Source organism: Candidatus Zixiibacteriota bacterium, assembly GCA_018820315.1.
Lineage (GTDB): Bacteria > Zixibacteria > MSB-5A5 > JAABVY01 > JAHJOQ01 > JAHJOQ01.
In genome coordinates this window covers 22,201-36,304 of record JAHJOQ010000094.1, presented here as the reverse complement: position 1 = coordinate 36,304, position 14,104 = coordinate 22,201, and the positions used below count along the sequence as shown (strand labels likewise).

Below are 14,104 nucleotides of genomic sequence, written 5' to 3'. Positions count from 1 at the left end.
TCCGGGATTACGCTTGGACTCCTGACCGAATACTATACGTCAGGCAAACCGATTCGCGTCATCGCGAAGGCATCCGAGACTGGCCCTGCGACCAATATCATTTCCGGCCTTGCGATCGGCATGGAATCGGTTGCGCTGCCGGTCATAGTGATCTGCGTTGCAATCTTCGTCGGATACAAGCTTGCTGATCTCTACGGCATCGGTATCGCAGCAGTCGGTATGCTTGCCACAATCGGTGTGACAATGTCGGTCGATGCCTACGGTCCTGTTGCCGACAACGCTGGTGGCATCACCGAAATGGCGGGACTTGGAGAGAATGTTCGCAAGATCACAGACAAGCTCGATTCTCTTGGCAACACGACTGCCGCCATCGGCAAGGGTTTTGCCATTGGTTCGGCTGCTCTGACAGCTCTTGCACTTTTCTCCGCCTATACCTCAACCGTGAAGCTTGACACGATCAACCTTCTCAACGTGCGCGTGATTGTCGGATTGTTCCTCGGCGGAATCCTGCCGTTTGTGGTTGCTTCCCTGACTATGACCGCTGTCGGAAAGGCAGCATTCAAGATGGTCAATGAAGTGAGAAGGCAGTTCAAGGAGATTCCGGGTCTCATGGAAGGCAAAGCGAAGCCTGACTCAGACCGTTGCGTCCAAATCGCCACTATAAGTGCGTTGCAGGAAATGATCGTCCCAGGTCTGCTTGCTATTGTTGCTCCGATTCTCGTCGGCAGTTTTCTCGGCAAAGAGGCTCTCGGCGGGCTGCTTGCAGGTGCGACGCTGACCGGTGTGCTATTGGCACTCATGATGGCTAATGGTGGCGGTGCATGGGACAATGCCAAGAAATATATCGAGGGCGGAGCCCATGGCGGCAAGGGATCATTTGCTCACAAGGCCGCTGTTGTTGGCGACACTGTGGGTGATCCGTTCAAGGATACATCCGGTCCCTCTATGAACATTCTGGTGAAGCTCATGGCGATGGTATCGCTTGTTCTTGCACCTCTCTTCATGTAGAATATTCGTTCGATTTCTTAGTTTGAAACAGCTCGGCAGTTGCCGGGCTGTTTCGCTTATGCCCGCTTTTTTGTTGCTGGAACCGTTGCGACGGGCATATATAAAGCCCGTGTGCGAATCCAGACAGGGTGTGGTGAATGAAAAACGATGAGATTCTTGAGCTGTTCCGCTCCCACTTATCGGTCGATCTGAATCTGTCTCAGAATACGATCGATAGCTATGATTCCGATATGACCGATTTCCTCAGATGGTGCAGGTCATCAAATATTAATGTGCTGGGAACGCCCACAGAGAAGATTTACGACTATTTGCTGAAACTGCGAAACAAGGGGCTCAATCCGGCAACTATAGCCAGACGACTCTCAACCCTAAAGCACTTCTATAAGTTCGCGGTAGGGGAGGGGATTACGGACAAGAATCCGTGCGTGTCTATCGAGGGTCCCCGTCTGATGCGAAAACTGCCTCGCATTCTAGACCAGAAAGAGATGGAGAGACTGATCAACACGCCGGATAAATCGACCCACCTGGGGCTTCGAGATACAGCAATTCTGGAGCTGTGGTATGCCTGTGGGCTGCGTATCTCGGAAGTACAGAAGGTTCAGATTTCGGATTTGCTACTTGAGCTTCAGCTGCTCAGGGTGATGGGCAAGGGGGGAAAGGAGAGGCTCGTTCCGTTTGGGCGATTTGCTCACGAAGCAGTGGTGGACTATTTGGAGACGGGCCGCCCTGCGCTCGTACGCGCATCCTCGCAGAGCGAGCTGTTCCTGAACCGGCTTGGGGGCGGATTTTCGCGAATGGGACTCTGGAAAATGCTAAAGAAATATGCTGATCAGTGTAATTTCAGGTTCACCGCAACTCCCCACACAATACGGCATTCGTGCGCCACCCATATGATCGAAGCGGGGGCGGATATCAGGACAGTAATGGAATTCCTTGGCCATGCCGATATATCTACTACGCAGATTTATACCCATTTGGATCGGGAATATCTGCAGGAAGTGCACAAGAGTTTTCACCCCAGGGCATGAGGCCGGGATGACCGAGCAGGTCTATTACAAGAACGATATTCTTAAGCTGGCTGAATCTGAACGAAATACGAGGAAGCGTTCGTTTCATGTCGCGGTCCGTCAAGACGGTACCGAGATTGCAAGGCTTCTACCCGACACGATCACATGGGTAGATACCACGATTCACCTTTTCGACAGTATTGAGCAGCTCCTGCGCCTGCATCAGAAGTATCAGCTCGAAATCATACTCCTTGCGGCATCCGGCAATATGGATATTGAGATGGACGTGATCGACAGTGCGAGAGAAACGCCGGCACTTTCCAGCGTTCCAATAATCATGTACCATTCCGATGCGACTTTCGATACGTATCAGATAGCCTTCGCTCACGGCGCCGCCGACTTGTTTACCGGAGAATGGGATAGTGCCATATTTGGAATCAAGCTGCAGATGCTCTATGAGCGCTCCAAACGCGATCTTGGAGTGAACCCGACATCGCGCCTTCCGGGGCCGGTCTTGATCGAAAGGGCAATCGAGGACTACATTCTGGAAGGCAGCACTTTTGCGGTCTGTTATCTTGATATAGACAATTTCAAGGCCTACAACGATTATTACGGCTATCTATACGGCGACAAGGTGATCCGGCTGACGGCGCACATTATCAGGGACATCGTCTATGATCTTGTACCGGACGGTTTTGTGGGGCATGTAGGCGGTGATGATTTCATTTTCATTGTACCGTACGATAAGGTCGAGATAGTTAATTCGAACATTATAAAGACATTCGATAGTATCATTCCGTACAAGTATAAGAAAGAAGACCGCGAGCGCGGGAAAATCGTGACGACGAATCGGCGAGGAGTTGAAGAGCTATTTCCGTTGCTGACAATTTCGATTGCAGTTGTTGTGAATTTCGACCAGATGTTCACTCACGTGGGGGAGATGTCGCACATGCTCGCCGATCTGAAGAACTACACCAAGAAACTCGCCGGCTCCAACTACATGATCGAACGCCGCCGGAAGTATTAGATTATACGTCGATTCGCTTAAACCTATAATTCCTGAGGTCCCGCGGCAAGTGCCAGGAGTAGAGCCACGATGTCACTTCCCATCCAGCATCTGCAATAGCTGCAATGCCGGTTGATATGTCGGATTTCTACGCGCTGTCAGGAATCCCTTCCTGACAGCCCCAACAACGCCATAGGCGTTGTCTTACCGACGAAAGTCGGTATCCAGAAAGAGACAGAACTGGATTCCGATTTGCATCGCAATGACAGCCCTTCGGGCTGTCGTGAATGGGAAGAGTCCCTGCGAGTCGGCATGAGATCATATACAGCGCGAAGGCGCTGTCATCACCGCGAAGGCGGAGAACCATTGTCGGCAGCGCGTTCTTCTTCGTTGGTACGCGAGGACACAGTCCCTGAGCTTCGAAGGGTACACAAACCTCAGATGAAGATGACGATCCGTGGCGCGCGCTACTTCCCATCCAGCATCTGCAATAGCTGCAATGCCGGTTGATATGTCGGATTGATGGTGAGGCAGCGCTCGACGTATCTGCGCGCCTCATGTGGACGACGCTGCATGAAGTGCACCGCCGCGAGATTGAAGCAGACCTGAATCAGGTCGGGGTTCGTTTCGAGAATGGATGTGTAGTCATTGACCGCCGCGGTCGTGTCACCAAGAGCCAGCTTCACGTTCGCGAGGTTCACCCTTGCGGTCACATAATCCTCGTTGTTCCTGACTGCGATGCCAAAGTACTTGTACGCCGAATCGATCTGATCCGTCTTCACATAGTAATTGCCGAGAAGATTCGCATGAAATGATATCGAGGTCGATTTGTCGAGCGCCTGCTTGTAGAACATCTCTGCAGAATCGGCTTCTCCGATTCCCTCCATCAATTCAGCCCATGTGACGAGAACTTCCGGCAGTTCGCGCCCCTTTACGAATGCATCGTTGATGTAGATCCTTGCTATCTCAGGGTTGCCTTTGCGGAGATAGACTTTGCCGAGGCTGCTGTTCGCTGACGGAGAATAGGGGTCGGACTGCAGGGCGCTGATGAAGTGAGTCTCGGCTTCATCAATTTTGCCAATGGAGAAGAAGAGATGCCCAAGTCTCGTATGGCAGCGAGCATCACTGGGATAATATTTCAGGGCTTCACGATACTCTGCTATCGCCCCTTCGGTGTCTGCGCTGCTCTCCAATCCGATCGCCCGTGAGAAATGGTACTGGAATGGATTGGTCTTGCCCAGCGAGAAGAGATTCAGATTCAGTATTATCAGCAGCACGATGCCGACTAAGCAGGGTACAGCAATTGTCTTCAACTTCCGCGCTTTGGATAGCGACCATATAGTATGCACCGCTGCTGCAGCGAGCATTATCACGAACGGCACCACTGGAAGCCTGACAGAAGCATTGACTGTGAAGAAGATGGCTATCGCCGCGAATGGCCAGATCATTGCATGCAGCGGCAGCAGCTCTTTCCATCTCTTACGGGTGACAATCACTCCGACAATCGCGAGTGGCATTATCAAGCCGAAAGGAATCTTCATCCCGAAATCGAATGCCAGCGCCGACAACAGCATCGAATATGATCGGTAATCGTAGATCCCGGTCCCGTCGGAGCTCTCATATCCAGCCAAGAAGTAATAGGATTTCTTCGCTGTCAGCGCAAAAAATCCGCCGACATCGGAGCTGATCCATGAAACGGCTTTAGATTTCCAGTATGAAGAAATCTCGCCGGGGCTGAGTTGCTCACCTGTCTCAAATTTCGCAATCGAATCGGTCACGAAGACGAGGTCGTGCCACGGCATCTGATTCTCGGCAGGAATCTCAGGCATTCGCCGCGCGAGTCCATCGGCTACTGGATTATTGCCCAGATAGAACTTCAGCCCGCAATCGTTGGATACGGGGATGACTTGCTTTGCTACCTGATAGTTGTGATAAGATGTCAGGATTACAGGCATTAACAAAATCACTATGAATAGCCCGCCTCTCGTGACGCGATACGAGACACCCTTGCGTATTTTTGCATAGCGCAGAAGCCACAGCAGGATGAATGGGATCGCCGCAGCGGTCATCGGTTCAGTTATTAGAGACAACCCGAATGCCAGTCCCGAAAGACACAAATAGATGAGTTGCTTGCGCTCTTCGAATTTGAGAAGTAGATGGATCGCACAAAGAATCAGGAATACTGTAAGCACCGGCGGCAATATCTGTGTGTCGTAGAATAGAACGGTTCCATAGAGTGCGAGCATAATCCCGGCGATCCTCGCGATTGATTGTCCGAAGATTCGCTCTGCGATCTTATATAGCAGTACGCAGGAAAACGAAGCGATAATTATAGAGATGATCTTCGCAAAGAGTAGGCTTCCGCCAGAAACGGCATAGAACAGGCCGAGTACTGTCGCATAGAGAGGAGCACCGATGAAGACCGTAGTCGGCAGCAGTTCACCACCGGCGATCCTCAGGGCCCAGAGATGATACCAGTCTGAATCTAATTGTGGCAAGTAGAAGGACGGGTCATTCGCCAGAAACTCCAGCAGTACGATCAGCCGCACGACGAGAGCCGCTATGAAAACTGCTGCTGGCCAGACAAGCCTACTCTCTGACGCATTTTTCTCTTTCGATATCATGTTGCAGCAATATACAAGTTTTGGAGTGATGTGCAACTGATCACGCTTACCCGTGCTGGACTTCCGAACCATCCTACGCAAGAAAGCGCAGGGTGTATGACCCTGCGCTTCTTAATGCTCACTGATCAGAATCGATCAGCTTCGATCTTTCCTCACCTTAGTAAACAGCCAGAATGTCAGGATTAGGGCTGCAAAGGCGCACAGTGCCACGACACTTCCGGGCACCAGTCCGAGGATCGAAGTTGATTCATAATGTTCCGAGAATGACTTGTATTTGTCCAGAATGCTGACATAGTCCGCTCCTGCAAATGCGAAAGCTATCAGCACTCCGACAAGCGCGTCGCCCGCGACAAGTCCAGAACCGAAAAGGATGCCTTTCTGCTCTCTGCGCTTGAAGATATCTTTCGGTGAGGTTTTCTTCACCAGAAGTGCGATTAGTCCGCCAGCCATGATCGGCGTCGAGAGTGAGAGAGGAAGATACAGTCCGATCGCGAATGGCAGACTGCTTATTCCGAGAAGTTCCACTGCCGCCGCGATCATGCACCCGCCGACGATAAACTCCCATGGAAGCTGTCCCCCCATTATGCCCTGCACTACAGTAGCCATAACATTTGCCTGCGGAGCCAACAGTGGTGACGGATGCTCCGGCGACTGTACGAAGCCGTATGCATTCGCAAGAAGGAAGACCACTCCACCCATTGTAACCGCTGATGCCGCAAGGCCGACAAATTCCATCCACTGCTGCTTTTTCGGAGTCGCACCGAGAAGCCAGCCGGTTTTGAGGTCCTGCGCAATATCACCCGACATGCAGACAGCGATACAGACGATAGCGCCGATAGTCATGGCTGTTACCATGCCGGTCATCCCGCTTACACCGAATGAAATCAGGATCAGACAGGTGACGAGAAGTGTGGCGATTGTCATTCCGGAGACAGGAGAAGATGAAGACCCGACAATACCGACAATTCGCGCGGCAACCACCACGAAGAAGAACCCGAACAGTACCACGAGCGCTATGCTGAGAAGGTGCAGGTCGAGTCCCGGCATGATCCAGATAGCAATTACCACAAGGAGAGTACCGAGCAGCACCTGCCACATCGGCATATCTTCGTCTGTGCGGATCGGTTTCTCGTTGGCTCCCGCACCCCGCTTGGTGAGTTGTCTGAAGCCGACTGCGAATGAATGAAAGATCACGGGTGCGGCTTTTATCAAGCTGACAAATCCACCGAGTGCGACGGCGCCTACACCGAAATATTTTATGAAATAGTTCCTAAGGTCTCCGGAGCTCATCTCTGAAACCGCCATTGGGACATAATCGGCCTGGAAATATGCGCCAAGGAACTTGATCGCCGGAGCGAGTCCGATGTAGCCGAGCACCGCGCCGGAGAGCATCAGAGCTGCGATACGAGGGCCTATGATATATCCCACACCGAGAAGGGCAGGTGTGGCGTCGATGCCCAGTGTCGCGCCATCCAGGGGCTTTGATCTGAAGTCAAAACCGGGCGATTCGAGCCAACCCCTGCATCCCGACATTACGATCTTGTACAATGCACCGATCCCGATCCCAGAAAAGACCGTCACTGCTTTAGATCCGCCCTCGTCACCAGCCAAAATGATTTCGGCACAGGCGGTACCTTCGGGGAATCTCAGCTTATTGTGCTCCCGGTGAACAAGATACTTGCGCAACGGGATCATCATGAAGATACCAAGGGAACCGCCGAGCAGGGACATTGCTACGATGTCAGCACCAGTCAACTGAAATACGTCGTCAAATCCGGGAATCGTCTCGGACCATATTAAAAATGCCGGAATGGTGAATATCACTCCAGCTACGAGCGATTCTCCGGCCGATCCGATTGTCTGGACCATATTGTTTTCAAGAACACTGCCGCGCTTGAGAATTGCTCGCAGCACTGCCATCGAAATGACTGCTGCCGGAATGGACGCGGAGATAGTCATACCGAGTTTCAGGCCCAGATATGCGTTCGCCATCCCGAATACGATCGATATTATTATGCCGAGGACGACCGAACTGACCGTTATCTCCGGAACCGTCTTTGATGCAGGCACAAATGGTTGATACAGATCACCTTCGGTCTGTACTTGCTCTTTTGCCACAAGTCCTCCTTCCGAGTGCTATTGAATAATGAATCATATTACCCCGGCCATTGTTGTGAGTCAAGGTAAAACTCCCGATGATCCCCCCGACGCACAATCTGCGCCGCCTCGTTGTCAGAAATATATTGACAGAGTTTGAATATTCTGGTTTTATTGTAACAGGAACTTGACTTGCTCTCGTTCGTTAAGTCGCTTATTGAATCAACTTTGTTACGCATGGACGCGGAGTGTCGGATGCCGACTGTCGATCGGTACGCGAAGCTTTGAAGGGCTGTTACGATCCCGAGATTCCTGTCAGTGTTGTAGAACTCGGATTGATCTACGACATCAGGATCAAGGGGAGGGAAGTGGAGATTGACATGACTCTGACAGCACCGGGATGCCCAATGGCGACGCCCATTAGTCAGGATGTGCAAAAGAGGGTGGAGGACTTGGAAGATGTTGATTCTGTAAAAGTTGATGTTGTTTGGGAACCCAGGTGGACAATGGAGTGTATGAGTAGGGAAGCCAGGAAAAAGCTCGGATTCCTGAAAAGTGAATGACGAAACACTATCATTGGAAGTAAGCTTGTGTACACAAGGAGGTGGACAATAGGGCTTGACAAAGCTCGCCCCCAAAACTATACTATTACTAGAGAGAAGTTCTGTCACCCCCTCTTGCTTTTGTATCCATCATATACCGGGCACGCCATACGGTATATTGAGTCACTGATGTTAGGAATTTAACTATGGCTTGTTTACAGAAACCAACACAATTAATCCCTGAGGAGGTGGTTGCCTAATGAAACGCTTCAGCATAATCGCCATCTTGATTTGCGTTCTGGTGGTGCCGGCAGCTGTTAATGCGGCTGATATGGGCAAGCGGGATGTATTCAGATTTGGAGACGCAAAGTGGATTTCAGATAATGAAATCACAGTCCCAGTATCTGTCGTCCATGACGAGAATCTGGTAGCAATGGATATTCCGTTGGAATGGTCGAAGGGTGTCACGCTCACGAAAGTTGAGTTCGCCGATACCCGCGTTGATTATTTCGATGCGAAGATTGCAAACATCGACGAAAAGAACAGCAGAGTACTCATTGGACTGATTTCCATGGTCTACGGTCCCAAGGATGCGCTCGAGCCCGGTGACGGCGTGATTGCGCAGTTGACTTTCAGAGTTGACGATGCTACTCTTGAAGAGTTCGAGATCAACTCTTTTGAGTCCAGCAATCCCGGACACAAGCTCTCTTTGGTGTACAACAACTACAGCGGCGGCAAGCCCGTAGTGGACAATGTCGGCCCTGAAGTCGAAGGTAACACGATTTCTCTGACCAAGAACCCGACTGGCAGCTCGGTCACGATTCCGACTGTCTATGCTCTTGCTCAGAACTATCCGAACCCATTCAACCCGTCGACAACCGTCGCTTATTCAATTAAAACTGCGGGTGAAGTTGAGCTGAGTGTATACAATATTCTTGGCCAGCAGGTTCGTCAGCTTGTGAACGAATACCAGGATGCCGGTAAATACTCGGCTTACTGGGACGGTCGCGACAATTCCGGCGGTGATGTTGCCAGTGGTGTGTACTTCTATCGCATCAAATCAGGCGACTTCAGCGATATCAAGAAAATGGTCTTGATGAAGTAATTTCCGGCCCACGATCTTTACTTAGCAAGCATGCAAAGCGCCCTTTTCCCGGGGCGCTTTGTTATTTGTGCGAACACTGTTAGCTTCTCCGAAAACAGAGAAGCTCAGTTGACGGTAGAAGTAGATTAACGTATTTTGTAATATGTTCGCTGGCAGATGTCGCAGAGTTTCTCGCTCTTCTGATCGATGTCAAACATGTTGTCAGAGTAGTACATCACGCAGCGGGGATTGCGGCAGAGCGTGAGCCCGAGTATGCGACCCAAATGCTTCGAAGATTCCTTCAGAATCCGTTTGAAAACCAGCCTCTCATCCTCTGGAAGACCATAGAACTCCTGTCTGATTCGAAAATACGAGACTACTGCGCAACTTCCGATCCGGTCGCTGTCACCGACAATAAACGGCGTGCTTGCACTGTATAGATCATCTTCGAGAAGCCCCAGGATGACTTCGCGCTGGCTTGCCTTGAGGAGCTCCAGCTTCTGAAGGATGACCGTAGAGAAATACTGGTTTCTGATGACATTATAAGCTTCCTTAGGGATTTTCATTCCCTGAAGAATATCGGATGGAAGTGAGAAGAGTGCAGACAGGCTGCTGGTCAGCTTGTTAATTTGGAAGAAATCGACCTCTCCCAGTGGTACGACAACTATTTTCGAACGATGTCTTTTCATCTGGCTGTAAAGAACCTGTCGTTTACACCGTCGGAGCCGACGACGAGTTTCACTTTCTTGCCGCACTTGGGACAGAAGCCGACGTACCTGTCACCCTGCTTCGACTTATATACTCGGATATAAACGTTGCAGCAAGTGAAATGGATTCCTACAAAATCACGTCCCTGTCCTTGTCCGTTCTTCTCTGCCATATCCAATAGTGGCCACCCGTCAGTCGAATCTGTTCACACCCATCCAAATCTATTCAATAACACGCATTATGTCAATCATTCCAATCGACCTATCACTCAATTATCGACTGGGGGAATCGTGATATTCATCAATGATTGGAACTCCTGAAGACGTTCCTATACGTGATGCTCCTGCTTCAATCATTGCCAGCGCGGACCGCAGGTCGCGGATTCCACCCGACGCTTTGACGCCAATCTGCCCGCCTACAGTCTTAAATAGCAATTCAACATCCTGGGTGGTTGCACTACCGACAGTGCCAGTCGAGGTTTTGACGAAATCTGCGCCGGAGTCAGCTGCAATTTGCGCGCAGCCAATCTTCTCCGCATTGTCCAGCAGGGAACATTCGAGGATCACCTTCAGCAAAGTGCTGCTCCCCAGGGCGCTCTTGACTGCATGGATTTCTCTCTCTATGAGTCGAAATTCTCCCGCCTTCGCCGCCCCGACGTTCATAACCATGTCAATTTCGGAAGCTCCATCATTCTCGACTGTCTCCGCCTCATAGACTTTCACCCGTACTGTTGAGGCTCCGAGGGGAAAACCTACAACGCTTCCGATGCCTATCTGTGATCCGCTGAGATTCGTTGAGGCACGCTTCACATGCACAGGATTTACAAAGACAGTCCTGAATCGATATCGAATCGAGACACTGCAGAGTTCATCTATGTGCGCTGGGGTTGCGTCACCTTTGAGCAGTGACTGGTCTATGTATGATGCGATGTCTATTTTCTCGTTCACAGTCAACTCATTCCGCGCTGAAATGCATTGCGATCGTTTGCCCGACAGGTTATTGGTGTAATTCGTGCGCCCTGTTTAGTCACAACTTATTCAATATTATACGATTCTACAAACAGAATCTGCCTGCGTCAGCCATCGCTGCAGCTACCGTCACATTGAAGTACTATCTACGGCAGACGGTAAACAGCCGCTCGGCGTCTCTTACAGTCCCCTCATTTCGAAACGGTTCGAAAGCGAACTTCCTGAAACCAGCTTCTGCCAGAGCATGCTGTATAAATGAGAGTGGATAGGCTTTCTCACGAATCATTTCGTTAACATAGCGGACCTCGTCATTCGAATCCTTGACGAATGCTTCGATCTTGATATCGCGCGTACCGGTACTCTTGTCGTAGGTGCCATCCTGGGTGACTATGAAGCGGTTTCTTTGCTGCGAACAGTAGGGCGACCACCGTTCGAGGCCCAGAGGAGTATTGATGTCGAAGATGTAGTAGCCACCCGGTTCCGTGTGCAGAAAAGCACATCTAAATGCTTTCCGCACGTCCTCCTCTGACGCAAGATGGTTGATCGCATCGTAGAAGCAGCCAGTCACGGGGAATTGACTACGGAGATCAAACTTGCACATGTCCGCAACCCTGAAATTGGGCCTGATGCTGTACTCTCTCTTCTTTGCTTCTCGAATCATTTCGGGGTTGATGTCTATCCCGGTAATTCGGATGTTCTCGTCAGCGAGTATTGACGCAAGCACGCCGGTGCCGCATGCGATATCGAGGTATCTCTCAGGAGGCGACCCAATTGCGCGGAAGAAGCTTCGTATATGTGGTAATATGTGAAACGTGAAATCGGCCCAGCCGAGAAGATCGTAATAGGGCGCTAACTTGGAATAATTCATGCTGATGCCAATATCGGATACCTGAAGCCTGAGCAAAAAAATCGCGGCGGACTGAAGCCCGCCGCAACAATTGACTTACCCATTTCAGAATTAGCTATCACCTGCTATGCTGTGACCAGCCTTTAGCAGTTCAGAGTAGCGCTTTTTCTCGCTGAGAATCTCGAGCGCTTTCTGGACGTAAGGATCTGCTTTCAGTACCAGTTCCTCATATACACCACGCTCACCGAATTCCTTGCGCACGATCTCTCGCTTGATTCGACGGTCGATATAGTCTTTCGAGGCCTGGAAATCACTCTCTTTCTCACCCTCTATGATCGATCTGATCTTCTCGATATCTTTGTCGAATAGATCTTCTTTCTCGGCGTCTTTCGCGGCATTCTCGAAGTCATCAAGACTCAATTCCATCTGGCTTCTGTATTCAAATTTGCTTTCCTTGCAGAAGGCTACGAATTCGCTAAATATCTCATCAGTGACTTCGAAATCCCGCGGAATGTTCTTATGCCTTGATGTGTAATCTACGGCGAAATTGAAGAACATTGACTGCCGTTCGAGGTTCATATCGATCGGCTGCCATTTTTCTCTGTCGACATCGATGTCGGGTACAATGCCGCCACCACCGTAAACAATGCGCCCGCCGTTTGTGTAGAAGATCTCGCGGTCCTCATCGATTTCGTCGCTATCAGATTCAATATCTAATTCTGTAATCTCGTCGGGATGCTTTTTAGAACGCTCCGGTTTCTGAATGCATCTTCCGGAAGGAACATAGTACTTGGCGGTCGTCAGCTTCAGCGCCACATCCGATTCGCCGGTCCCACCGAAAATCTGCTGCACAAGGCCTTTGCCAAATGTAGTGTTTCCGATTATGATCCCTCGATCCCAGTCCTGAATTGCGCCTGCGACGATTTCGGAGGCAGATGCCGAACCGCCGTCAACAAGGACAACAAGTGGCTTGCCCTGATACAGTGCTTCTCCTTCGCAGGAGTACCTTCTTTCCGAGGAGGGGAGGCGTCCCCGCGTGTAGACGACGAGCTTATTCCTGTCGAGGAAAAGATTCGCAGTCTGAATCGCCTGAGACAACAGACCTCCGCCGTTAGATCGGAGATCAAAGATGAGTCCTTCGAGTTCGGTCTCCTTCTGGAGACTGTCAATCGCCGAAATAAGTTCATCTTCGGTGGTCTCTGCGAATCTGGAGAGTCTCACATAGCCGATATTGCCCTGCACGATTCCGGCGTAATTCACACTGTAAAGTGGTATTTCATCGCGAGTTACCAAATAGTCGAGCTCTTCATCATAGCCGGGCCGTTTTACTGTGAGTGTAACCGAGGTACCAGCTGTTCCTCTCATAAGGATCGATGCGTCCTCGACCGTCATGTCTTTAGTATCCTCGCCGTTGATGGCGATGACCAAATCCCCGGCAGTTAGTCCGACCTTATAGGCTGGTGTTCCTTCCATGGGAGCAATTACCGTAATATAGTCGCCGCGCTTGCCGATCTGCATGCCAAGCCCTTGATACATGCCATGCGTGTTCTCCATCAACTGGTCGTACGACTGTTTCTCCATCAAGACTGAAAACGGGTCGAGATCCTCAAGCATACCCTTGACACCCGCATAAGCGAGATCCTTAGGGCTGACGTCCTCCATGTATCTGGAGTGAATATTGTAGGCCATATCCACCAGGAGGCGAGTGTAGTAGAGGATTGTTTTCTCGCGGGTCGCGAGATTTTCCGTCGTGTCGTCGGCTGTCTGATCAATGCTCTGAGTCTGAACGAGTAGCTCGCCGCTCGCATAATTCGGCTCAGCCTGACCGGAACCGACCAGCCAGACAAGTGCAATCGCTGTCATCGTGAGCATAAGCGCATAGATTCCGGTCTTTCGGCCTTCGTTCATATATCCTCCTCGACGAAGTATCGGAGTTCACTTCTAATGTAATAGATAATCTCGCAATGTCAAATTCCAGATGGTCATCGGTATATCGAGTCTATCGTCCTATCTCCTTGCATATTTAACAGTTACAGGAGAACAAAAGTTTCATTTGATTGTGCCTCAGAAGTGCTCGGACTGTAACCACATGATAGTGAATGTCTTGCGGTGGAGTGTTCGCAGTGATGTCAGGATTACGATGATTGCCGGGCATCAGCCGCAAATCATCTTGACAGTATTGCGTTGTATCACATGTGGTTGCAATTACGCGA

The 14,104-nt window shown here is 50.6% G+C and carries 12 protein-coding genes; 5 read left to right on the top strand and 7 right to left on the bottom strand.

The window, feature by feature from the left end; genetic code table 11:
* From KKH67_09190 to KKH67_09180, 3 genes are all read left to right on the top strand, one after another.
* Positions 1–1,008: sodium-translocating pyrophosphatase (locus KKH67_09190; GenBank protein MBU1319355.1), on the top strand; the 1,008-nt coding region annotated here is incomplete at its 5' end.
* Positions 1,009–1,145: 137 nt separating this feature from the next.
* Positions 1,146–2,036, top strand: a complete 891-nt coding sequence (locus KKH67_09185) for a tyrosine recombinase XerD (protein MBU1319354.1) — start codon at positions 1,146–1,148, stop codon at positions 2,034–2,036.
* Positions 2,037–2,043: 7 nt separating this feature from the next.
* Positions 2,044–3,042, top strand: coding sequence for a diguanylate cyclase (locus KKH67_09180; protein ID MBU1319353.1), 999 nt, complete (start codon positions 2,044–2,046; stop codon positions 3,040–3,042).
* Positions 3,043–3,488: 446 nt separating this feature from the next.
* On the opposite strand, the gene KKH67_09175 is transcribed toward KKH67_09180, so the two are convergent.
* Both KKH67_09175 and KKH67_09170 read right to left on the bottom strand, forming a co-directional pair.
* Entirely contained in the window at positions 3,489–5,717 is a 2,229-nt protein-coding gene (locus tag KKH67_09175; protein ID MBU1319352.1) for a glycosyltransferase family 39 protein, read from the bottom strand.
* Between the two features lie 63 nt (positions 5,718–5,780).
* Positions 5,781–7,763, bottom strand: a complete 1,983-nt coding sequence (locus KKH67_09170; GenBank protein MBU1319351.1) for an oligopeptide transporter, OPT family — start codon at positions 7,761–7,763, stop codon at positions 5,781–5,783.
* A gap of 227 nt (positions 7,764–7,990) precedes the next feature.
* Here KKH67_09170 and KKH67_09165 point away from each other — a divergent pair, with 227 nt between their 5' ends.
* Together KKH67_09165 and KKH67_09160 are read left to right on the top strand one after the other, a co-directional pair.
* Entirely contained in the window at positions 7,991–8,305 is a 315-nt protein-coding gene (locus KKH67_09165) for a DUF59 domain-containing protein (protein ID MBU1319350.1), read from the top strand.
* 238 nt (positions 8,306–8,543) lie between these two features.
* Entirely contained in the window at positions 8,544–9,389 is an 846-nt protein-coding gene (locus KKH67_09160) for a T9SS type A sorting domain-containing protein (protein MBU1319349.1), read from the top strand.
* Positions 9,390–9,514: 125 nt separating this feature from the next.
* Here KKH67_09160 and KKH67_09155 read toward each other — a convergent pair whose 3' ends face one another.
* The 5 genes from KKH67_09155 to KKH67_09135 form a co-directional block, all read right to left on the bottom strand.
* Positions 9,515–10,057 carry an archemetzincin gene (locus KKH67_09155; protein ID MBU1319348.1) on the bottom strand — a complete coding sequence of 181 codons (543 nt, stop codon included), beginning with the start codon at positions 10,055–10,057 and terminating at the stop codon, positions 9,515–9,517.
* On the bottom strand, positions 10,054–10,248 hold the full coding sequence (locus KKH67_09150) for an endonuclease Q family protein (GenBank protein MBU1319347.1): 195 nt from the start codon (positions 10,246–10,248) through the stop codon (positions 10,054–10,056). The genes KKH67_09155 and KKH67_09150 overlap by 4 nt, the downstream gene beginning before the upstream one ends.
* Positions 10,249–10,348: 100 nt before the next feature.
* The gene (deoC, locus tag KKH67_09145; GenBank protein MBU1319346.1) at positions 10,349–11,029 is read right to left on the bottom strand and encodes a deoxyribose-phosphate aldolase; all 681 of its coding nucleotides are present in this window, start codon (positions 11,027–11,029) and stop codon (positions 10,349–10,351) included.
* 157 nt (positions 11,030–11,186) lie between these two features.
* A complete protein-coding gene (locus KKH67_09140) occupies positions 11,187–11,912 on the bottom strand; it encodes a class I SAM-dependent methyltransferase (protein MBU1319345.1) in 726 nt (241 codons plus the stop codon).
* Between the two features lie 90 nt (positions 11,913–12,002).
* Positions 12,003–13,799, bottom strand: a complete 1,797-nt coding sequence (locus KKH67_09135) for a S41 family peptidase (protein ID MBU1319344.1) — start codon at positions 13,797–13,799, stop codon at positions 12,003–12,005.
* Positions 13,800–14,104 lie beyond the last annotated feature (305 nt).

Excerpts from the sequence above, each read along its gene's own strand:
- KKH67_09185 (MBU1319354.1), top strand. The coding sequence starts at position 1,146 with ATGAAAAACGATGAGATTCTTGAGCTGTTCCGCTCCCACTTATCGGTC.
- KKH67_09180 (MBU1319353.1), top strand. The coding sequence starts at position 2,044 with ATGACCGAGCAGGTCTATTACAAGAACGATATTCTTAAGCTGGCTGAA.
- KKH67_09175 (MBU1319352.1), bottom strand. The coding sequence starts at position 5,717 with ATGGTTCGGAAGTCCAGCACGGGTAAGCGTGATCAGTTGCACATCACT.
- KKH67_09160 (MBU1319349.1), top strand. The coding sequence starts at position 8,544 with ATGAAACGCTTCAGCATAATCGCCATCTTGATTTGCGTTCTGGTGGTG.
- KKH67_09155 (MBU1319348.1), bottom strand. The coding sequence starts at position 10,057 with ATGAAAAGACATCGTTCGAAAATAGTTGTCGTACCACTGGGAGAGGTC.
- KKH67_09150 (MBU1319347.1), bottom strand. The coding sequence starts at position 10,248 with ATGGCAGAGAAGAACGGACAAGGACAGGGACGTGATTTTGTAGGAATC.
- KKH67_09140 (MBU1319345.1), bottom strand. The coding sequence starts at position 11,912 with ATGAATTATTCCAAGTTAGCGCCCTATTACGATCTTCTCGGCTGGGCC.
- KKH67_09135 (MBU1319344.1), bottom strand. The coding sequence starts at position 13,799 with ATGAACGAAGGCCGAAAGACCGGAATCTATGCGCTTATGCTCACGATG.